Here is a 20,564-nt window from a genome sequence, read left to right on the forward strand (position 1 = left end):
CGAAAAATACTCGCGGAAATTTCGCGACACACTTGACATCGTTGTTTATATGTTATAAGATATTCTTTGGTATTTCTAAGATTATCTCCCTGCCCCGGAAGGTAATTCGGTGAAATGTTTAGTAACTAAAAATGTTCAGCTGACCGTAATTTACAGTGAGTGGAACAGCACCCATAAAAAAATTAAGCGATTTAGCGAATGAAGATACAGGAGGGAAAATTCATGCGTACGACATTCATGGCGAAAGCTTCTGAAGTAGAACGTAAGTGGTTGTTGATTGACGCTGAAGGAAAGACTTTAGGTCGTCTTGCAAGTGAAGTTGCAGCAATCCTTCGCGGAAAACACAAACCAACTTTTACACCACACGTTGATACTGGGGATCATGTAATCCTAATCAACGCTGAAAAAATTCATCTAACAGGTAAGAAGTTAAGTGACAAGATTTACTACCGTCACACTGGACATCCAGGTGGACTTCGTACAAGAACTGCATTAGAAATGCGTACAACTCGTTCTGAGCAAATGCTTGAACTAGCGATCAAAGGTATGCTTCCTAAGAACAGCCTTGGCCGTCAAATGATCAAAAAGCTTCACGTATATGCTGGAGCTGAGCACCAACATCAAGCACAAAAGCCAGAAAAATACGAATTACGCGGATAATAAAAGGGAGGTATTCACGTGGCACAAGTACAATATTACGGTACTGGGCGTCGTAAGCACTCCGTTGCTCGCGTACGTTTAGTTCCTGGTGATGGCCGTATCGTAATCAACGGTCGCAGCATTGACGAATATTTCGGTTTGGAAACACTAAAACTTATCGTAAGACAACCACTTAACGAAACAGCAACAGAAGGTAACTACGACGTTCTTGTTACTGTTCAAGGTGGAGGATATACAGGACAAGCAGGAGCGATCCGTCATGGTATCTCTCGCGCTCTTCTACAAGCTGATCCTGAATTCCGCGGCAACCTTAAAGCTGCTGGATTCTTGACTCGTGACGCTCGTATGAAAGAACGTAAGAAATACGGTCTTAAAGGCGCTCGTCGTGCACCACAGTTCTCAAAACGTTAATTCTCAACGTTTCAAAGGCTCTCAACCATTTTGGTTGGGGGTCTTTTTTATACTTGAAAATAGCTTCTGACCACATTTTGACCACGAAAATATTTTTCGACCTCATATGACCACTAATCACAGCTCAATATACCTTTGGAATTTTTCCGCGGTTTGCTCTTTCAGTGTGTCAGTAACGTGCGTATAGATGTTCATAGTCATTTTGATGTCGGTATGTCCTAACCGCTCCTGTACTTCTTTTATGCTGGCTCCTGCTTCAAATAGGAGAGATGCATGAGTATGTCTTAATCCATGAATAGTAATTCTGTGAAGCTGATGTTTTTTTATCACTATATTGAGTTTCTCATTCAGGTAGGCCAATCGCATTGGAGACCCATTTTCTCGTGTGAAGACCACATTATTAAGGACGATATTACTCCCGCTAGCTAAAATGGCTTCATATTGCCTTGTACGCCATTTTTTTAGTAGATGGAGGGTATTTCTGTCCAAACTAATTAAACGCCGAGATTCCTTAGTTTTAGGCGTTTGAAATACAAAACCTCCTTCGTTTTGAAAGAGTGTCTTTGCTAAACGAATAGAACCGTCTCCAAAATTAATATCGTCCCACGTAAGTGCTAATAATTCACCCTTCCTTGCTCCGGTATATATTAAAAGGTGGAAAAGGACATGATCACGAAACTCTAATTCCCTTTCCGTTATCATTAAAAAGTTTTTTATTTCATCCTTTCTCCAATAGTTTCGATCCGTTTGATCATTATCCTCACTGATCATCTCCCTTTGTTTCCTAGGAATACTAACATGCTCCATAGGATTTTTTGAGATGATGTCCATTTTTAATGCATAGTTGAAAACTTGATTAGCTTGTATTTTTATGTCATTTACAGATGCTATTAACTCAGCTATCTCATTAATCATCTCCTGGCAGTATGCTTTTGTTACATCCTTCATTTTTATTTTTCCAAAGCGGGGAAGAATATGCTTCTTAAATTTTGACTGGATAGTTTTTTGGGTGCTTGCCTTGATGGTTTTTCTGTGATTGGTGAACCACTGATTAAATACCTCATCGAAAGTATAGTTATTGGTGCTTATCCAAATGCCACTTGATATTTCAAGCTCAAGTGTACTAGCAGCTTTCTGAGCTTCTTTTTTTGTCTTAAATCCCCTACGTGTCGTGGTCTGCCGCTTTCCTGTCTCTGGGTTAGTCCCAGTATCCATTTTGAATAACCACATTGGTCCTTGTTTTGTTGTGTATTTCTGAAAAGATGCCACTTATTCCACTCCCATAACATTTTACTTAAACCGTTTGCTATAAATTTCTAAAAGGTCATTAAACTCCTTGTCAAGGATCCGTTTTTCTTTTAGATATTGAACAGCAAATTCATATGAGTTTGATGCTTTAAAGAAACCATAGTCACTTTTACTCCAGACAAAACCATTTTTCATTCTAAAAATAAAATTTACAATCTCAAATATTATTTTTAACTCTTTAGTAATATCCAACTCTGATTCCATGCTCTCATTAGTAATTAAATACACTTGATCAAAGATATTTACTACTTGCTCTCTGATGCCTGGATCTGCTTTAGCCAATAGCACTTGTAATTTCTTGAAGTCATTGTTAAAAACTATTTCATCGAATGTCCTCTGATCGTGTCTACCCGTTAAAAAATCGATGCTTACATTAAAGTAATCTGCGATGGCTTCAAACATTTCAAAATTAGGTTGTCTGTCCTCACGTTCATAATTACCAAGTGTAGTAAATGGAATATCTAATTCATTTGCTAACTCCCTTAACGTCATTCCCTTTTCTTTTCTTAATAGCCTTATTCGCTCTCCGAACATAAATCAACCCCCTGCTCAAATCGGGATGTTATTATCGTTTTGTACTCAAATTGAGAAAACGAGGTGATAATGTTGGAATGCAAAAAAGAAATGATAAAGGAACAATATTTAAAAATTGATGGAATAAAAGTGAAAATATCGAGAGCTGAAAAAGGGTGGACAATAACTAAATTATCCAATGAATCTGGGGTTACAAGAAAAACCATCGGAGAGATAGAAAAGGGTAATAAAAAGAGGATACGTTACTCAACGATCAATCAAATAGCAATAACTTTGGATAAGAAGGTCGAGGATCTATGTATTCAAAATGAAAAAAAGAATGAGGGGGAGGACTTCAATGGGCTTCAAGGTTGAGTTACCAGAGGGGACCCTCCTAGTGAATGAAGATCACCTTAAAAGATTAGTACAAGAGGTGATGGCAGAAGTTCAAAGGAGTAATGGTAAAGATGAAATCATGACAATACGCGAAGCTGCAGAATATTTGAAAGTAAGCGTACCGACAGTCCGTACTATGATTGCTAACAAGGAGATCCCTTATTTTCAGAGAGGACAAGTGATCCGTTTAAACCTTGCCGAGGTGAAGGCATGGATGCGCTGTAATTCAAATCAAAAGGAGAGAGGGTGAGAAGAAAATGACAGAAATAAAAAAAGAGGCTGCTCTTAATTCAGAACAACCCCCAAATAGCCAATCATTTAAAGAGAGTATAACACAAGAAAATAACCATTTGTCTGAGACGTGCGACATATTTGATTCAGAGTTACGAAAGGAAGCTCAGACTTTATCTTTACTAGAAACAAGAGAGTTTCCTTTTATCTTTTTTCCGGCACCAGTTGCTACATTCATTAGGGATACATCAAAAGCGTTATCTTGTCCTCCAGATTTTGTTGCTATGGGTGTACTAGTTTGTGCTAGTGTAGCCATTGGAAATGGAGCAACAATGGAATTGAAAAAAAGTTGGGAAACAGGGGCAAGTCTTTATTGTGGCGTAGTGGCTGAACCTGGTAGTGCAAAAACCCCTGCTATAAACAAATCTCTAAAGCCACTGTTTGATCTTCAAAACAGTAACTTTGAGGAATATGAACATAAAAAAATACAGTATGAACTGGAGAGGGACAATTACGAAATAGAGCTTGAGAATTGGAAGAAAAGTATAAAAGGGGCTAAGAGAGCGGAATATGAAGATAAACCAGAACATCCTAAAATGCCATCTGTTCAGCAGCTGATAACGATGGATTCTACATTGGAGGCGATGCAGGAAGCTCTCCAATACAATAAAAAGGGCGTAATAAAATTGCACGACGAGCTGCTTGGTTTTTTTAAAGGGATGAATCAGTATCGAGCTGGAGCAGATCGCCAATACTGGCTGTCTATTTGGTCTAATGAACCTATCTTTATTAATCGTAAGGGAAAAGAACCCATTCAAATCCCAAAACCCTTCGTGAGCATTATTGGCGGTATCCAGCCAGATATGATAGAGGAGATAGTCAAAGCAGTTGAAGGGAATAACAATGATGGTTTGATTGATCGATTTTTATTTTGTTATCCTGATCCGGTTTCTTCGCATTGGACAGACGATGATGTAAGCGAAGAAATTATAGGGGGGTATTGTGATATCATAACACGAATTTATCATTCGCTTAGTGAAGATCATCCTACGTTGGTTAAATTAAGTGACAAGGCGAAGTTTGCCTATACTATGTGGTATGACAATACTGAAGAAGAAACTGAAAAAGCGGGCTTTCCAGAGGCTTTAAAAGGGGTGTGGAAAAAATTAAAAGGTCTTCACCCCAGGATATTGCTTATTATGCACATTCTTAAATGGGCAGATAATTACAAAATGGTAAACAAGGGCCTTGTAGAAGATGAGTTGGTTATCTTCACCAATTACATTATGGATTATTTTAAATCTCATGCAAAAAAAGTATTTCAGTTTACCCAATCAAACATGCAAGACAAAAATGCCATCAAACTAATGGAATATGTAAAGAGTAAAGGTGAAAAGCATGAAAAGGGGTTATGCATGCGTGTAAATGCTATTAACCGGGGGAAAGTATTTGGACGTTACACTAATATCAGCATAATTGAAGATACTATTGCACGTATTGAGCATCAAAGGTTAGGTGAAATCCAACAATCACTTTACAAACGTCAAATCATCAGGGAGTTTGTTTTATATTCAAAGGCAATCCAAAGTTGAACTTCTAAAACTGCCATTTCACATATGTTGTAGAACATGTATAAGGGTGTAGACGACCTATTTCGACCGGACAAACCTATTCACCATCACTGAAAAGATGAGATGTCGAACATTCGATTGAATAGCGGTAGCTAGGGGGAACAATACCTTGTTTTTGTAACTGCTTAAACCGTTCTACCCGTCTACAACCAAGTGACGATCATACACCTTACTAGGATTAAGCAGTAGTTTTAAGTAGTGAGTGGATATTCGACTTGTTCTACCACCAGTTGTTGTATCGGTGATGAGCTAATTGGTCAAGTAGTCCTAAAAAGGAAATCGGACGAGACTGCCGGTAGGTATCACGCTGTCCTACCTTTACTCAATGATGCGATCTAACAACCATTTTCGTTCCCAGGGACTCCTCGTAACCCTTGAAAACAAAAAAGACGCCTAATACGCGACATCTAAGGGAAATTATGGTATCATTATAATAAGTAAGGAGGTGAAAAGTCTATGACGGTATTGACTGCAATTGGGGTCTTTATCGCCACGGTGCTGTTGCCCTTCTTATTGGCTGGTAAGACACTGTTGGAAATCCGAAATCAACATCTGACAACTAAGAAGTTACATAGAGAACTTGGTGTGGACGTTAAGGCGAAAGCTGTAGACGTCGACGTAGGATTAAGTCCCCAGACAAGAAGAAGCCGCCGTGATTCACACTCACGACGGAAAAGCAAAGCTAAATGGTTTAGATAAAGATACAAACTGTTATCGGGGGAGTTGGCGCTCCCTCGTATAACTCCTACAGTCAGTGTACCACAATAGACGAAAATTATGCGAGATTTAATGAAAATGATGTATGGGGATGTGATAGCCTTGGCGGTGATCTTCTTCTACATCACGCATTTTAATTTCACACAACTTACCATGTTCAAAGAGATTTCATTAGTAGGAACATCTCTGTACGTCGTTTTACTGTTCATTAAGCTTCACAACGCATTACGCATGAAAGGGATGATCTAAACATGAAATCAGCGCCAAGAATGGGAATCGAACTTGAATAGCCGATAGAGCAAACCGGCTACTAATAAAAAGTTCATTCCAGCACCGTAGTAGGAATGCCTGACCTACTACAAAGAAGAGGGGTCGCCAGCCCCTCTTTTCTTATGTCTAAAACTTATCAGCTTATAGTATTTCTTTTAGCTGATCTACGGCGTCCCCTGCCTATAATGTCTATGGCTTTCCTTGACTCTGCACGTACTTCCTCCAGCAAAATGTCCAGCAACATCTTCCCATAGCCCAGATTATGAATCATAGCATCGTAAAGTCTTAAATTTTATTTACAACATCGTTTGGCGGCGAGACCAGTGCACTCAGTAGGGGCGTCTGGACAGGTTGTCAGTTTAACAAAAACCGTACAAAACCTGCAAACAGCCGAGGCGTTACCGTAATGTGGAAAATCAGATTAATGCAGTAATCTTAGTAGTTCTAAAATGTTTTAGGTGATTTGATCAAAAAAATTTCCTTAATGATTTCGATAAAACTTATAAGGGTAGGTACTAAAGGGAGGTGTTACACATGGGTAAAGGAAGCAGAATTCATTCGAAATTAACAACAAATCACTGCTTTTCGCTGGAAATACATTGGATAAAAAAACATGATTTTTTACAAAAGGGATGTACCGTAAAAGGCAACTGTCAACAGAGATTTACTAATAGTGGACGTAGTTTGAAGACATCCATCACATCGACTAATGCTAAATTGATTACTCTTACTTATAAGATTAATGGAGAAAAGGTATCTTATTCTGTCCCGGTTGATTATTCTGCTTGTAACTTTGGTGGTGAGAGACCGTGGTTTCGTTGTCCGAATATCAATTGTAAGAAACGGGTAGGAACGCTCTTTTTAAGAGGACAATATTTCCTATGCCGGCATTGTCACGGATTAGCTTATAAAACGCAGATGATGAGCCAACAATTTCGCTTATTGGAGAAAGCACAAAAGGTTAGAGGGAAACTTGGGGGGGATCTTTCTACTTTATCTCCGTTTCCTGCAAAACCAAAAGGAATGCACTGGAATACCTATTACAATCTTAAATCTAAGGCCATGCGGAATGAAGATAAGATGTGGGGAGTTACGGAAATGCAAGTCTTTTAAAAGTTTGTGGTGTTTCAAAGAGGCATTGTACAGATCGGTTGATTGAAGGTGGGTTAAGAGGTGCGGACAGACGATAATGGCTCGTTTACCCCTCTATCCCTTAATGTCCTATTCCGTGTTAATTGGTTATAATTAGGTATAATCACAACCAAGGGGTGTAAGTGATGACAAACGGTAATTTTCACTTTCTTTCTACAAAATGGGATATCTTAGCGAACTTAGGAGAGACCGCAGAGAGAAATGTATTTATAGACCCAAACACGACCCTGATGAAACTCCGCGTCTTTGCTGAGACTTTAACAAAGTTTGTATTAGCTTTTGAAGAAATAAAAGAAACGTACGATACAAAACAAACGGATCGAATACAGGCACTAAGAAGGGAAGATCTCATTACTCAAGAGTTAGAGGATATCCTTGAGACGATCCGTAAAAAAGGCAATAAGGCCATGCACGAGGGATACGGAACACAACAGGAAGCTCATACTTTAGTACATATGGCATTTCGGCTGGCTGTTTGGTTTATGCAAGTATACGGAGCATGGGATTTTACAGAACCGGAATACCAAGAGCCTGCTCCAGAAAGCAAAATTGATAAGGATTCACTACAAAAGTTATCCGCTGCATATGATGAAAAAGTGGACAAGCTTGAAAATGAACTTCAAAAGCTTCGTCAAGCACAACTTTATGTACCCGTTAAAGATAAGCAGCAAAGAAAGAAAGACGCTAAAAAATATGGAAGCCATTTAAATTTAACAGAAGCGGAAACGCGTATAAAAATAGATGAACAGTTACGAGATGCAGGTTGGGAAGCAGACACGGAAAAGCTTAGATATGGTAAAGGGGTAAGACCTCAAAAAGGTAAGAACCTAGCGATCGCTGAATGGCCATTAAAGAAGGGGTTTGCGGATTATGCATTGTTTATCGGACTGGATTTTGTCGGAATCGTAGAAGCAAAAAGAGTAAGTAAAAACATTCCTTCTGACATAGAACAGGCTAAAAACTATGCACGGTTAGTTGAGCGGAAGGGTGAAGAAGCCATTCTACAGCCATATGGTGACTATTTTGTCCCCTTCTTGTTTGCAACCAATGGTCAGCCGTTTGTAAAGCAGTTTGCTGAGAAATCGGGCATATGGTTTTTAGACGCAAGAAAATCAACCAATCATCCGCGTCCACTTAAAGCCTGGTATTCTCCCCAAGGCTTGAAAGAATTACTGAAGCAGGATGTGGATCGGGCCAATCAGCAGCTCCATGATGAAAATTTGGACTACTTAAATTTAAGATCATACCAGGAGGATGCCATTAAATCAGTAGAACGTGCTGTGAGTAATGAACAGCGGCATATTCTACTCGCAATGGCAACAGGAACAGGCAAAACAAGGATGGCCATCGGTCTCATCTATCGTCTTATTAAACATAATCGTTTTAAGCGGATTTTATTTTTGGTGGACAGGACATCACTTGGAGAACAAGCGGAAGCTGCATTTAAAGACTCTAAGTTGGAGAATTACCACTCGTTCACAGAAATATTTGAGCTTCAGTCACTAGAAAATATACGGCCCAACCCGGAAACGAAAGTGCAGATTGCTACTGTTCAAGGAATGCTAAATAGATTGTTCTACTCTGAAAATGATCAAAACAAGCCAACAGTGGATCAGTATGATTGCATTATCGTTGATGAAGCCCACCGTGGTTACACTCTGGATAAAGAAATGTCTGAGGTAGAAGAGTTATTTAGGGATCATCAGGACTATGTTAGTAAGTATCGTCAAGTGTTGGATTATTTCGATGCAACGAAAATTGGTTTAACTGCTACTCCTGCTCTGCATACGGTTGAGATTTTTGGAAAGCCAGTCTATACCTACTCTTATCGGGAAGCCGTCATAGATGGGTATCTCATTGACCATGAGCCGCCTTATCAGTTTGAAACGGCTTTAAAGAAAACGGGAATTAAGTGGTCGGCAGGTGATACCGTTGATGTGTACAATACACGAACAGGTGAAATTGAGACAGAACTGCTGGAAGACGAGGTTAATATTGAGGTAACCAATTTTAATAGAACGGTTATCACGGAGAATTTCAATCGGGTTATTTTAACAGAGTTAGCAAAATACATTGATCCGACAAGTCTCGGAAAAACATTAATTTTTGCTGCAACAGATGATCATGCCGACATGGTTGTTCGAATCTTTAAAGAAGAGTTAGAAGAAATACATGGTCCTATAGATGACAATGCTGTTATGAAAATTACAGGCTCCATAAAAAATCCGTCACAAGCAATTAAACTTTATAAAAACGAACGGTTACCGAACATTGCTGTAACGGTTGATCTACTGACGACAGGGATTGATGTTCCAGCTATTACGAATCTGGTCTTTTTAAGGCGTGTTCGCTCTCGTATTCTTTATGAGCAAATGTTAGGCCGGGCAACGAGACGTTATGATGAGATTGGCAAGGATCATTTTTCGATCTATGATGCGGTTGGTCTGTATGAATCACTAAAGCCTTATACAACAATGAAACCAGTTGTAACAAGTCCGAAAGTTACGGTTATGCAATTAGTGGACGAATTGGAACAAATAGAAGATAAAAGCCAACAGGAGCAGCATAAAGAAGAGTTAATTGCCAAGGTTCAACGTCGGAAGCAGCGGTGGATGGAAAAGGATTATGAAGACTTTAAAGTCCTCTCAGGTGGAAAAACGGTCAATGAGTTTGTGGCCTGGATGAAACAAGCTGAACCAAAAGAGGTTGTGGATAAGCTCACTATGAATCAAAACATTCTACAGTTTTTAGATGAAAATAGGGGACGGCCAGTACTGCAGTATATTTCAACACATGAGGATGAAATAAAAGAAGTAACCCGCGGGTATGGGGATGCAGAAAAGCCAGAGGACTACCTGCAAAGCTTTAATCAATTCATTAAAGAGAACATGAACTTAATTCCTGCGCTTCAGGTTGTTTGTTCTCGTCCGAAAGAGTTGACCCGCAATCAATTAAGGGAATTAAGAATCGCGCTTGACCAAAAAGGCTTCACCGAAAAAGGACTTCAGACAGCATGGCGTGATGCTAAAAATGAAGATATAGCAGCAGACATCATAAGCTTTATTCGGCAGCAAGCTTTGGGAGACCCGCTCATCGACCATGAAGAGCGAATCAAACAAGCAATGAAGAAAATTTACGCGATAAAAGCATGGCCAAAAGTTCAAAGGTCCTGGTTAGAACGAATCGAAAAACAATTATTAAAAGAATCCGTATTAGACCCTGACCCTGAGCAGGCTTTTAATGTCGAGCCTTTCAAAAGTCGGGGGGGCTACAAACAGCTAAACAAGATCTTTAGTGGACAGTTAGATGACATTGTGAGTAAAATCAACTATGCATTATATGTTTATGATGAAAAGGAGCAAGCTTAAAAAATGGGCAACCAGCAGATTGTACAGAAACTTTGGAACTTATGTAATGTGTTACGTGATGATGGGATTACATATCATCAGTACGTGACAGAGCTAACATATTTGTTATTTTTGAAAATGATGAAGGAAACCAATAATGAAGAATCAATTCCAGAAGGGTACCGTTGGGATTCACTGACAAACCTTCATGGCTTGGAGCTCAAAACCCATTATCAAAAGCTCTTGATTGATCTGGGCAATGAAACTAACGATATACTTAAACAAATTTATACAAATGCTCAAACAAACATTGATGAGCCTAAAAACCTCGAAAAAATTGTCCGCTCAATAGATGAGCTTGATTGGTACAGCGCAAAAGAAGAAGGCTTAGGAGACCTATATGAAGGATTATTAGAGAAGAATGCTAGTGAAACAAAATCGGGTGCAGGGCAGTACTTCACACCGCGCATTCTTATTGATATTATTGTGAAACTGATTAACCCACAGCCTGGAGAGCGGTGTAATGACCCAGCTGCTGGAACGTTTGGTTTTATGATTGCAGCAGACCGCCATGTGCGTGAACATACGGATGATTATTTTGAACTTGGAGAAAAAGAAGCTGAATTTCAGAAGTATAAAGCTTTTACTGGAGTAGAACTGGTTAGGGATACTCACCGCCTTGCGTTAATGAATGCCATGCTACATGATATTCAAGGTGAAATTATCCTAGGCGATACGTTGTCTGATGTAGGGAAAAGTTTGAAAAATTACGATGTGATAATGACCAATCCTCCCTTTGGAACGAAGCAAGGGGGAGAAAGGCCAACCAGAGATGACTTGACCTTCACATCCACTAACAAGCAATTAAATTTCTTACAACATATTTATCGGGCATTAAAGCCAGATGGAAAATCAAGAGCAGCGGTCGTGTTACCAGATAATGTTCTTTTTGAAAGTGGCATTGGCGCAAAGATACGTGAAGATTTAATGGATAAGTGTAACTTGCACACAATCTTACGTTTGCCAACAGGAATTTTTTATGCACAAGGTATTAAAACGAATGTCCTCTTCTTTACTCGTGGTACAACTGATAAAAGTAATACAAAAGATGTATGGGTTTATGACCTACGTACCAACATGCCGAGCTTTGGAAAAAGATCACAGCTAACAAATAAACATTTTGATGTGTTTGTGGAAGCGTATAAAGCCGAAAATCGAGCAAATGTAAATATTGAACGCTTTAATGTGTTTACAAGAGAAGAAATTAATAAAAATGCAAATAGTTTAGACATTGGCTTGATTTCGGATGAGTCCTTGTCAGTATACGAAAACATTTCCGATCCGATTGATTCAGCCGAAGAAGCAATTGAAAAGCTTGAACAAGCTGTAGCGTTATTATATGAAGTTGTCTCAGACCTTAATGGGGCAGTGAATCGTACAAGCAATCGAAATCCAATAGGTAAAAATCATAGGGTTGTTGCTCAAACTACCGAGGTGGGTAGCAATGGGTAAGAAAACAGAAAAGCATAAGCTTTTAGAGGATATACTTGATGAAGCATTGGTGCCGCATGAAGAGCAACTGTATGAACTGCCAAAGAACTGGGTTTGGGTTTTTTTAGAACATGCTCTTGAGAATATTCAATACGGTTATACCGATTCTTCTACATTAGACAAAATTGGTCCTAAATATCTTAGGATAACAGATATTCAAAATGATGATGTAAACTGGGAAAGTGTTCCTTATTGTAAAATAAATGAGAAACGAAAAGAGAAATATTCTTTAGAATCTGGTGATATTGTAGTTGCAAGAACTGGGGCTACCACAGGAAAAAGTTATCTTATAAATAACCCGCCCGATGTTGTCTTTGCTTCATACTTAATAAGGTTAAGACCGAGTATATTATTGCACCCTATGTATTTATGGATGTTTATGAGGGGACCGGCCTACTGGAAGCAAGTTATGGTAGTAAAAAAGGGTAGTGCACAGCCCGGTGCTAATGCAAAAATACTGGGAAGACTTAAATTACCATTGCCTCCAATAAATGAACAAAAAAAAATTGCTAAAAAGTTGGAAAGCTTATTAAATAAAATTGAAGAAGCAAAGCAATTAATTGAAGAAGCAAGGGAAACGTTTGAACTTCGAAGAGCATCTATCTTAAATATGGCTTTTCGAGGGGAGTTAACTGCGGAGTGGCGGGAAAATCAGCATGTTTTAGATTCAGCAAACACTTTAATTGAAAATATTAAAAAAGAGAAAAAACACAGCAATACAAACAAAAAACAGCTTATTGATTTTGTTGATAAAAAATCACCTTATGAATTACCCGAAGGTTGGACTTGGGTAAATATTGACTTAATATCAACATTCGTTGGTAGTGGAAGTACCCCAAAAGGTGGAAAGTCGGTATATTTAACTGAAGGAATACCATTTATTAGAAGCCAAAATGTATTGAGAAATAAAATGGATATTTCAGACATTTCTTTTATTTCTGAAGGAATTCATGGAAAAATGAAACGTACTCAGTTACAAGGTAATGAAACTTTACTCAATATAACAGGTGCCTCAATTGGTCGAGCGGCTAGAATTATAAAGGACTTGGTACCAGCTAATATTAATCAACACGTATGTGCTATTAGGTTTGTATCGCAAATAAACGATGAGTTACCTCAATACTGGTTAAACTCTCCCATGCTACAAAGTATTATAATGAAAACACAGGTAGGAGCTACGCGAGAAGGCTTGAATTTCACACAGGTAAGAAGTTTACCTTTTCCTTTGGCTCCACTTAAAGAGCAAAATGAAATATTAAAATTGATTAGAATGTTGGATGAAAAAGAAGAACATGCAAACCATCTCTTAAAATTGGAACATGATGTTGTCAGATTAAAACAAGCAATACTCTCGAAAGCTTTCCGTGGAGAACTTGATACTAACGATCAAACAGAGGAGAGTGCGCTTGAGTTTTTAAAAGAGGTACTTCAAGAAAAAAGAAACTGATTACTTTATTTTTTGACCACCTTCTGACCACACACCAAAAATAAGTATATCTATTTAGTTTTAATTAAACGTAAAAAAAAGCCTGATAACTCAGGCTTTAATTAAATCATATTATGTCTGGTTTCCTCATATAATATCCAGAAATGAAAGAACGTAAGAAATACGGTCTTAAAGGCGCTCGTCGTGCACCACAGTTCTCAAAACGTTAATTCTCAACGTTTCAAAGGCTCTCAACCATTTTGGTTGGGGGTCTTTTTTATATTTTGCTCATGTTCCCGGCTCGATTCGCAAACAATAGGCATAACACCATTTTCCAACAGGAGGAACAGGATGTCTGAGATCATGGAAGTCTTTTGGCGGACGTTACTGGCGTTTACGCTGTTTATCGGAATTGCGCGTCTTCTCGGCAAACAGACGATGTCCTATTTAACGTTGAACCATTTTATTGCGGCTGCCACGCTTGGATCAATTACGGCAAACCTTGCCTTTAACCTGAATATCAAAACCTGGCACGCCGTTTTTGCGATGCTGACCTTCTTTGGTACCTCCATACTGGTCCTGGTCTTCACCGTCAAAAGCAGAAAAGCTCGCCGCTGGATATCGGGAGAACCTACCGTGCTGATTGAAGATGGTCACATTTTGGAAAAAAACATGGGAAAAGCGAAATTCACAATTGATAACTTAAACCAGCTCCTCAGGGAAAAGGGAATCTTTGATATGTATGAAGTGCAATATGCCATTCTTGAAACAAACGGCGGAATCTCCATTCAAAAAAAGCCGCCATTCCGCTCGGTTACCCGCCAGGATTTAAATCTGACGTTCCAGAAAGACTCACAGTTCCCGGTGGAACTCATCATGGAAAAAGAAATCCTTGGCGATAATCTGAAGGAGAACAAACTTTCCGAAGCCTGGCTGCAGGCGGAGCTCAAAAACAGAGGCCTGGCTCTTGAAGATGTGTATTATGCCGTACAGGGAACAAACGGCAATCTATATTTCGATTCCTACGCCGACCGACTGAAGGCGCCTATTGATAAAGAATAAGTTAAACGATCGTTTAAGTTTGCATGTTTAAACGGTCGTTTAACTTTGTTTTGTGCTTCAGCTTTTGAATTTGTCCAGCTTCAACGCCTAGAGACTCGATCACTTCGCTCCTTATCAGAAAACAAAGTTTTATGATAAGGCCCTCCAGTGCTTTTCGTCTCTGAACAGGCGTTTCAGCATTTCAGCATCCAGCTTCAGCGGCCAAAGACTCGATCGTTTCACTCTCTCACTACAACACAAAAAGCGTGTTGTTGTTCAAGAGTTCCAACGCTTTTCGTCTCTAAGCGGCCGCTTCAGCTTTTGAGATTATTCCCATCATTTACGCAGGATGATGCTCTTGTGTTTTGCAAAAGATGTAGGTAAGGGTGTACCCACTATATAGATATGTGATTGGCGCATTCGCGCGGGAAGAGGATAAATGATGGCGATTGTAATTACAACATTTAGGGAGAAACAGCGTACGAAAAAAGCGGAGTACGAAAGAAAAGTGCTGAGGGATCTTTCGTTAGGGAAAATTAAAAAGGAAATTCAAACTCTGTACCAGCCTTTTTTTCAGTATTCGCTCTTATATCAGCAGGACATTGAGGATGCCTGTATTGATCTGGCCATAGATGCTTATTTGCTCGGTGCGGCTTACAGCCGGTTCGCCTACCACGGGGAAGCACTGGAAGACATCAAGAAACGGAGCCGGCAGGCCGAAAAGGAATTGACGGAAAGCTTGTTTGATTACTGGCAGTTCTGGTGCTGGGGCACCGAGCAGATGATGGAATCCTTGTACTTGTGCTGTGAAGTGTACATTGAGCACTGGTGGCTTGAAGGATATTGGAATGGTGAGAAAAGATATAGAATGAAGCTCCATTAAGTACTAATTGGTTTCTTGTCCCATATATATAGACATATACGTCTGTTGATTAGGGGGCAAGGAATGAAAAGACGGGTAAAGCAAGTCGCCTTTGCCTTGGGATTTACCCTTTTGCTATTTATTTTTACGTATCAGTTTTCGGAAAAAGGAACCTGGAAACCGTGGAGCCTTCCGCTGTCGGGAAAAGTAATCGTGCTTGATCCCGGGCATGGCGGAATGGATGGCGGAGCGGTAGGCAGAGACGGGGTATTGGAAAAGGATATTTCATTGGATATCTCCTTAAAGCTAAGGGATTATTTGCAGGAAGCTGGTGCGCTTGTCATTATGACCAGAGAGCGGGATATGGACTTAAGCGGCAGAGACAGCGGGAGGATCCGTGCCCGAAAATGGGACGATCTCAGAAAACGAAGAAAAATCATTAATGAATCCAACGGCGATTTATATGTGAGCATTCATCTGAATGCACTTCCTTCTTCGCGCTGGCGGGGAGCGCAGGTGTTTTATTCACCCTCCGATAAGAAAGGCGAGGCCGCGTCCAAATTTATTCAAAGTGAACTGAAGCGAAACCTTCAGAACACAGACCGGATCGCAAAATCCATTGAGGGCATATTTTTGCTCCGGACGAGCAAGCTGCCCGGAACACTGGTTGAAGTCGGGTTTCTATCCAATCCGAGCGAAAGGGAACTGCTGAAAACAAAATCGTACCAGCATAAAATATCCGCCTCTGTCTATCAGGGAATTTTACGCTATTATACAAAAGAAAAAGTACCAAATTGAAGGTGCACGCCAAACCGGCTTGCACCTTCAATCGTCTGTAGTCTACGATTAAGCTCATCTGTGATATACTTGTTAAGGAGTGAAATCGAATACATGCAAAGGAAGTGTCTTATCCATGACAGAAGAAAAAGTAATTGAACTTTTATCTCGAATCCAAGACCCTTTTTTACATAAAAGCCTTGTCGAGTCCGGAGCGATTCAAGAACTAAAAGTAAAGGAAGGGTATGTCAGCCTGAAGGTTGCACTTCCCCAAACCGGATCTCAGGAGCAAATGATGCTTCAGCAGGAGATCGTCAATACGCTAAAAGGCGCGGGAGTTGAATCTGTCGGCCTGCGGTTTGAGGAGAGAAAGCCCGTTAAGGGAAGCCAGCAGCAAGCTGCAGCACCGGGTGTTCCGACATTGCTTGCACCGGAAAGCAAAACCCAATTTATCTCTATCGCCAGCGGAAAAGGCGGTGTAGGAAAGTCAACCGTATCGGTAAACCTCGCGGTGGCGCTGGCCCGTCTTGGCAAAAAAGTCGGATTGATTGATGCCGATATTTACGGATTCAGTGTACCTGATATGATGGGGATTACTGAGCGCCCGAAAGTCGTTGGAGAAACCATTCAGCCGGTGGAGCGGTTTGGAGTGAAAGTGATTTCCATGGCTTTCTTCGTGGAAGATAACGCACCTGTCATCTGGCGCGGGCCAATGCTTGGAAAAATGCTCATGAACTTCTTCAGCGAAGTGAATTGGGGAGACCTTGATTATGTTCTGCTCGACCTGCCGCCTGGAACAGGAGACGTAGCTCTCGATGTTCATAAAATGCTGCCGAAGTCCAAAGAGATTATTGTGACCACACCTCATGCGACAGCTGCCTTTGTTGCAGCCAGAGCAGGAAGCATGGCGCTAAAGACGGATCATGAGATCCTTGGGGTTATTGAAAACATGGCTTTCTTTGAGAGCAAGATCACAGGCGAGAAAGAATATGTATTTGGCAAAGGCGGAGGAGAACGCCTGTCAGACGAGCTTGGAGTTCCGATGCTCGGACAGCTGCCTCTCGGACAGCCTGATATTAACGAAGAGGATTTTGCGCCAAGCGTTTATGCCCGAGACCATCGTTTGGGACAAGCCTATGAAGACATTGCACAAAAAGTCATCGACCATTTAAACTAAACAAAACGAAACCTCGTACCGTTTACGTACGAGGTTGTTTTATATTTACTGTTGTCCGCCGCCTTGTTGCTGGCCTTGCTGCTGTTGTCCTTGCGATCCTTTTTTAGAGGCCGACTGGTCGATCTCATCATGAGCGGCTTTTTGCAGCATTTCTGACAATTGCGCACGTACCAGTGGGCTATCGAAGGTTTCCATCATGATTTTCTTTACTTCTTTTCGGTATTGAGGCGAATTGGAAAGGTCCAGTACTTCTTTGCCCATTTCCGGGCTTTTCAGGATATTCATCATAAGCTGCTGATACGCCGGATCTTTCATCAGGCCTTTCATCAGCTTTTCATGTTCAGTCTTCATGCTTTTTGCATAGGCTGCAGCAAATTTCGGATCTTTAAAGGCTTGCTGCCAAAACTTTTCACCTTTTGGCGACAAGAGTTCTTTTTCAATCGTTTGTTTGATGAGCGCCTGATCAAGCAAAAGTTGTTCCTTCATTTTTTCATCAGACAACACATCGGTGATGGCTTTTTTTCCATCATCTGTTTTTAAAATATCCACCAGCATTTTTTTGGTGGCGTCATAATCCATGTTCTGGGGACTGCTTCCTTGTGCTTCATTCTGGGCACAGCCGCTAAGGGCTAAAAGAAGAAAACAGAAGAGGCATGGGATCCACGTTTTTCTCACGTCTGCTCCTTCTCCTTTCTATGAGTTCTTACCATTAGGGTGGGTGTTTTACGGAGATTTATGCAGGACAAATATAGGAAAACAGTATGGCTTTTTTTGGTTAGGATTGATACAATCGATAACGGTTACATTTGGATTGGAGGCAATCATGTGAAGTCAAGAAACTGGGTCTTTTTATTTATCACGACGTTACTTATTGGGATTGGCTGTGCCATTGTTGCAGGTTTAATTTCACAATTTCCCGAAACCGGGGGCGTGAAAGAATTTCTTATCTATATACTCGGTCTTGTTGGCTTTGGCGCTTTATTTAGTGTGTTCAGCCAGATGGGATTTTTCGCTTACTTGACGGTTCACCGGTTTGGTCTGGGCATTTTCAGATCGCAGTCCCTGTGGAACGGTGTTCAGATTGTCCTTATTATTGTTGTTCTTTTTGATTTGTTTTACTTGCGGTATACCGCATTTCATAAAGCGGGGCAAAGCCTTGCCTCCTACAGTTTAATTCCTATCGGGGTTTTCGCTCTTGGTTTGCTTGTAGCGTATATGAAACAGAAGCAAACGAACAAGGGAGCGTTTGTACCCACATTGTTTTTTATGATTGTGGTGACTACCATGGAATGGGTGCCCGTCTTAAAAACGAATGCACCAAGCGCCATGTGGATGGCATTCGCTTCCCTTGGTGTGTGCAACCTTTATCAGATTCTTATGCTTCACCGGCTCATTCAGCCAAAATCCGCTGCCAAATCAAAAACTTCCGCCTAAAATGGACGGAAGTTTTTTACTTATTATTTTAATGAACCTCCTGGCTGTGTGCCTGTGTATTGGCAATCATTTCACCGACACTGACAAAGGAAAAGCCTTCTGACTTTAACTTGCCGATAATTTCCGGCAATGCTTTATGAGTTTGCTTCACAGAGTCGGAAGCATGGAGCAGCAGAATATCTCCGGGTTTCACATGATTGGTTGCATTCGAAACAATTTTATTAACTCCAGGATTTTTCCAGTCTTTTGTATCGATACTCCAGTGTACGACAGAATGATGAGTACCTTCTGATACCTCAAGTACCCGTTTATCAAAACTTCCATTCGGCGGCCGGATTAAAGATGTCGTCTTGCCGGACACTTTTTTGATCTTTTCCTGTGCAGTTAAGATGTCACGTCGGATCTGCGGATCTTTCCAGTCGGTATAGTCCTTGTATTGGTAACCAAGGCTCGCCAGTTCATGGCCGTCTTTTACAATGCGCTCCACAATTTCCGGATGTCGCTCTGCCCAGGCGGCTGATACGAAGAACGTACAGTTTTTGATGCCCTGCTTTTTCAAAATATCCAATATAGGCAGAGCCCGTTTATCGCCCCAACTGATGTCGAACGTTAAGGCGACTTTATTTCCTTTTGCCTCGCCTTTATAAATGGCACGCGGTCCGTCTTTGGATGAAAAAACAGATAATTGCTCTTGCCCCATAAAAGCGAGTGAAGCTGCAAAAAAAGCAGCGAATACAACAACCATGTACTGCTTTGCCTTTTTGCCATTAACCACCATAAAGAATTTCATGCCGTCCCCCCTGATCCCAATGAATTCGGTGATCCTTTTCTCTGTCAATGCTGTCTAAGGAGATGTATATGACCGCGGAGGACAAGATATAACTCTATACATAGAAATTGAAGGAGCGGGAAACATACGACAAAAAACAGATAAAGGATGTTGCAGTGTCCCATGATAGGCATAATGCTCAATAAAAGAGAAGCGAAGGAAATGGTATACCTGCTTAAAAAAGAACTCGAGGAGCTTTTGTCAGATCTTAAAGATGATCAGATTGAGCCGATGGTAAAGACTGTGCTTGAAGAACGGTATCACTTGCTTTTCCGGCTTTTTACCCTGTTGGCCTCCCCGGCAGAGTGCACACGCTTCTGTCGAAGGAAACAAGAGTACCAGTAAGGAAAAATCGGAATGGATATCTTTTTTCAAAAAAAGTGTTGACTCTAAAAACAGGTACGTGGTATATTATTTCTTGTCGCTGCTGACACAGTGACTTGCAACAAACTATCAACAAAAAAGTTGTTGACATGATAGTTGCTAAGATGTTATGATATAAAAGTCGCCAAAACGAGCGACGCAAACAAAATGTTCTTTGAAAACCAAACAAAAGCCAGAGTAAGTCAGGGATTTTACAATCCCATCAATTTCTTATTTTTAAACATTAAGAGCTATATCAAACACTTTATTGGAGAGTTTGATCCTGGCTCAGGATGAACGCTGGCGGCGTGCCTAATACATGCAAGTCGAGCGAATGACGAGGAGCTTGCTCCTCTGATTTAGCGGCGGACGGGTGAGTAACACGTGGGTAACCTGCCTGTAAGACGGGGATAACTCCGGGAAACCGGAGCTAATACCGGATGATAACGAGAAGCGCCTGCTTCTTTT

20 protein-coding genes, 1 rRNA gene and 1 pseudogene are annotated in these 20,564 nt (G+C 40.6%); 18 read left to right on the top strand and 4 right to left on the bottom strand.

The genetic code is table 11. The features are described from left to right. Nucleotides 1-222 precede the first annotated feature (222 nt). Together rplM and rpsI (AS030_RS21865) are read left to right on the top strand one after the other, a co-directional pair. Entirely contained in the window at nucleotides 223-660 is a 438-nt protein-coding gene (gene rplM, locus AS030_RS21860) for a 50S ribosomal protein L13 (RefSeq protein ID WP_007203517.1), read from the top strand. Nucleotides 661-678: 18 nt separating this feature from the next. Then, nucleotides 679-1,071 carry a 30S ribosomal protein S9 gene (rpsI, locus tag AS030_RS21865; RefSeq protein ID WP_061975732.1) on the top strand — a complete coding sequence of 131 codons (393 nt, stop codon included), beginning with the start codon at nucleotides 679-681 and terminating at the stop codon, nucleotides 1,069-1,071. 117 nt (nucleotides 1,072-1,188) lie between these two features. Here the strand turns inward: rpsI (AS030_RS21865) and AS030_RS21870 are convergent, their stop codons facing one another. Then, complete coding sequence (locus AS030_RS21870) at nucleotides 1,189-2,340, bottom strand: site-specific integrase (RefSeq protein ID WP_061975734.1); 1,152 nt, start codon at nucleotides 2,338-2,340, stop codon at nucleotides 1,189-1,191. Between the two features lie 21 nt (nucleotides 2,341-2,361). Then, nucleotides 2,362-2,913: a helix-turn-helix domain-containing protein gene (locus AS030_RS21875; protein ID WP_061975735.1), complete on the bottom strand. Its 552-nt coding sequence runs from the start codon at nucleotides 2,911-2,913 to the stop codon at nucleotides 2,362-2,364. 69 nt (nucleotides 2,914-2,982) lie between these two features. Here AS030_RS21875 and AS030_RS21880 point away from each other — a divergent pair, with 69 nt between their 5' ends. From AS030_RS21880 to AS030_RS21935, 13 genes and pseudogenes are all read left to right on the top strand, one after another. Then, nucleotides 2,983-3,267, top strand: a complete 285-nt coding sequence (locus AS030_RS21880; RefSeq protein WP_082635930.1) for a helix-turn-helix transcriptional regulator — start codon at nucleotides 2,983-2,985, stop codon at nucleotides 3,265-3,267. A 22-nt stretch (nucleotides 3,268-3,289) separates the two neighbouring features. Further along, nucleotides 3,290-3,538 (top strand): helix-turn-helix domain-containing protein, encoded by a 249-nt coding sequence (locus AS030_RS21885; protein WP_240482472.1) that lies wholly within the window; start codon nucleotides 3,290-3,292, stop codon nucleotides 3,536-3,538. Nucleotides 3,539-3,545: 7 nt separating this feature from the next. Next, nucleotides 3,546-5,111: a YfjI family protein gene (locus tag AS030_RS21890; RefSeq protein ID WP_061975742.1), complete on the top strand. Its 1,566-nt coding sequence runs from the start codon at nucleotides 3,546-3,548 to the stop codon at nucleotides 5,109-5,111. Nucleotides 5,112-5,606: 495 nt separating this feature from the next. Beyond that, nucleotides 5,607-5,849, top strand: a complete 243-nt coding sequence (locus AS030_RS21895; protein WP_061975744.1) for a hypothetical protein — start codon at nucleotides 5,607-5,609, stop codon at nucleotides 5,847-5,849. An 822-nt stretch (nucleotides 5,850-6,671) separates the two neighbouring features. Then, on the top strand, nucleotides 6,672-7,250 hold the full coding sequence (locus AS030_RS21900) for a hypothetical protein (RefSeq protein ID WP_061975745.1): 579 nt from the start codon (nucleotides 6,672-6,674) through the stop codon (nucleotides 7,248-7,250). A gap of 164 nt (nucleotides 7,251-7,414) precedes the next feature. Further along, a complete protein-coding gene (gene hsdR, locus AS030_RS21905) occupies nucleotides 7,415-10,657 on the top strand; it encodes a type I restriction-modification system endonuclease (protein WP_061975747.1) in 3,243 nt (1,080 codons plus the stop codon). Nucleotides 10,658-10,660: 3 nt separating this feature from the next. Beyond that, complete coding sequence (locus AS030_RS21910) at nucleotides 10,661-12,148, top strand: class I SAM-dependent DNA methyltransferase (protein WP_061975749.1); 1,488 nt, start codon at nucleotides 10,661-10,663, stop codon at nucleotides 12,146-12,148. Further along, nucleotides 12,141-13,634: a restriction endonuclease subunit S gene (locus tag AS030_RS21915; protein WP_061975751.1), complete on the top strand. Its 1,494-nt coding sequence runs from the start codon at nucleotides 12,141-12,143 to the stop codon at nucleotides 13,632-13,634. Before AS030_RS21910 ends, AS030_RS21915 begins: the two co-directional genes overlap by 8 nt. Nucleotides 13,635-13,777: 143 nt before the next feature. Continuing rightward, nucleotides 13,778-13,843 (top strand): annotated as a pseudogene (gene rpsI / locus AS030_RS23285) (30S ribosomal protein S9); the annotation flags it as partial. Between the two features lie 121 nt (nucleotides 13,844-13,964). After that, nucleotides 13,965-14,675, top strand: coding sequence for a DUF421 domain-containing protein (locus AS030_RS21920; protein ID WP_061975753.1), 711 nt, complete (start codon nucleotides 13,965-13,967; stop codon nucleotides 14,673-14,675). Nucleotides 14,676-15,093: 418 nt separating this feature from the next. Continuing rightward, entirely contained in the window at nucleotides 15,094-15,537 is a 444-nt protein-coding gene (locus tag AS030_RS21925) for a DUF2521 family protein (RefSeq protein ID WP_082635931.1), read from the top strand. Nucleotides 15,538-15,600: 63 nt separating this feature from the next. Next, nucleotides 15,601-16,314, top strand: coding sequence for an N-acetylmuramoyl-L-alanine amidase CwlD (cwlD, locus tag AS030_RS21930; RefSeq protein ID WP_061975757.1), 714 nt, complete (start codon nucleotides 15,601-15,603; stop codon nucleotides 16,312-16,314). Between the two features lie 115 nt (nucleotides 16,315-16,429). After that, entirely contained in the window at nucleotides 16,430-17,470 is a 1,041-nt protein-coding gene (locus AS030_RS21935) for an Mrp/NBP35 family ATP-binding protein (RefSeq protein ID WP_061975759.1), read from the top strand. A gap of 45 nt (nucleotides 17,471-17,515) precedes the next feature. Here AS030_RS21935 and gerD read toward each other — a convergent pair whose 3' ends face one another. Next, nucleotides 17,516-18,145: a spore germination lipoprotein GerD gene (gene gerD / locus AS030_RS21940; RefSeq protein ID WP_061975761.1), complete on the bottom strand. Its 630-nt coding sequence runs from the start codon at nucleotides 18,143-18,145 to the stop codon at nucleotides 17,516-17,518. 150 nt (nucleotides 18,146-18,295) lie between these two features. On the opposite strand from gerD, the gene AS030_RS21945 reads away from it, so the two are divergent. Continuing rightward, the gene (locus AS030_RS21945; RefSeq protein WP_061975771.1) at nucleotides 18,296-18,904 is read left to right on the top strand and encodes a KinB-signaling pathway activation protein; all 609 of its coding nucleotides are present in this window, start codon (nucleotides 18,296-18,298) and stop codon (nucleotides 18,902-18,904) included. Between the two features lie 28 nt (nucleotides 18,905-18,932). Here AS030_RS21945 and pdaB read toward each other — a convergent pair whose 3' ends face one another. Beyond that, nucleotides 18,933-19,694 carry a polysaccharide deacetylase family sporulation protein PdaB gene (gene pdaB, locus AS030_RS21950; RefSeq protein ID WP_061975763.1) on the bottom strand — a complete coding sequence of 254 codons (762 nt, stop codon included), beginning with the start codon at nucleotides 19,692-19,694 and terminating at the stop codon, nucleotides 18,933-18,935. 162 nt (nucleotides 19,695-19,856) lie between these two features. Here pdaB and AS030_RS21955 point away from each other — a divergent pair, with 162 nt between their 5' ends. Together AS030_RS21955 and AS030_RS21960 are read left to right on the top strand one after the other, a co-directional pair. Continuing rightward, nucleotides 19,857-20,078 (top strand): hypothetical protein, encoded by a 222-nt coding sequence (locus AS030_RS21955; protein ID WP_061975765.1) that lies wholly within the window; start codon nucleotides 19,857-19,859, stop codon nucleotides 20,076-20,078. A gap of 283 nt (nucleotides 20,079-20,361) precedes the next feature. After that, nucleotides 20,362-20,564, top strand: a 16S ribosomal RNA gene (locus tag AS030_RS21960); the annotation flags it as partial.

Source organism: Fictibacillus enclensis (assembly GCF_001457035.1).
GTDB classification, from domain to species: domain Bacteria; phylum Bacillota; class Bacilli; order Bacillales; family Fictibacillaceae; genus Fictibacillus_C; species Fictibacillus_C enclensis.

Bases quoted from the DNA above. Each gene is read 5' to 3' on its own strand.
- rplM (WP_007203517.1), top strand. From the start codon at position 223: ATGCGTACGACATTCATGGCGAAAGCTTCTGAAGTAGAACGTAAGTGG.
- AS030_RS21875 (WP_061975735.1), bottom strand. From the start codon at position 2,913: ATGTTCGGAGAGCGAATAAGGCTATTAAGAAAAGAAAAGGGAATGACG.
- AS030_RS21880 (WP_082635930.1), top strand. From the start codon at position 2,983: ATGTTGGAATGCAAAAAAGAAATGATAAAGGAACAATATTTAAAAATT.
- AS030_RS21890 (WP_061975742.1), top strand. From the start codon at position 3,546: ATGACAGAAATAAAAAAAGAGGCTGCTCTTAATTCAGAACAACCCCCA.
- AS030_RS21895 (WP_061975744.1), top strand. From the start codon at position 5,607: ATGACGGTATTGACTGCAATTGGGGTCTTTATCGCCACGGTGCTGTTG.
- AS030_RS21900 (WP_061975745.1), top strand. From the start codon at position 6,672: ATGGGTAAAGGAAGCAGAATTCATTCGAAATTAACAACAAATCACTGC.
- hsdR (WP_061975747.1), top strand. From the start codon at position 7,415: ATGACAAACGGTAATTTTCACTTTCTTTCTACAAAATGGGATATCTTA.
- AS030_RS21910 (WP_061975749.1), top strand. From the start codon at position 10,661: ATGGGCAACCAGCAGATTGTACAGAAACTTTGGAACTTATGTAATGTG.
- AS030_RS21915 (WP_061975751.1), top strand. From the start codon at position 12,141: ATGGGTAAGAAAACAGAAAAGCATAAGCTTTTAGAGGATATACTTGAT.
- AS030_RS21920 (WP_061975753.1), top strand. From the start codon at position 13,965: ATGTCTGAGATCATGGAAGTCTTTTGGCGGACGTTACTGGCGTTTACG.
- AS030_RS21925 (WP_082635931.1), top strand. From the start codon at position 15,094: ATGATGGCGATTGTAATTACAACATTTAGGGAGAAACAGCGTACGAAA.
- cwlD (WP_061975757.1), top strand. From the start codon at position 15,601: ATGAAAAGACGGGTAAAGCAAGTCGCCTTTGCCTTGGGATTTACCCTT.
- AS030_RS21935 (WP_061975759.1), top strand. From the start codon at position 16,430: ATGACAGAAGAAAAAGTAATTGAACTTTTATCTCGAATCCAAGACCCT.
- pdaB (WP_061975763.1), bottom strand. From the start codon at position 19,694: ATGAAATTCTTTATGGTGGTTAATGGCAAAAAGGCAAAGCAGTACATG.
- AS030_RS21955 (WP_061975765.1), top strand. From the start codon at position 19,857: ATGATAGGCATAATGCTCAATAAAAGAGAAGCGAAGGAAATGGTATAC.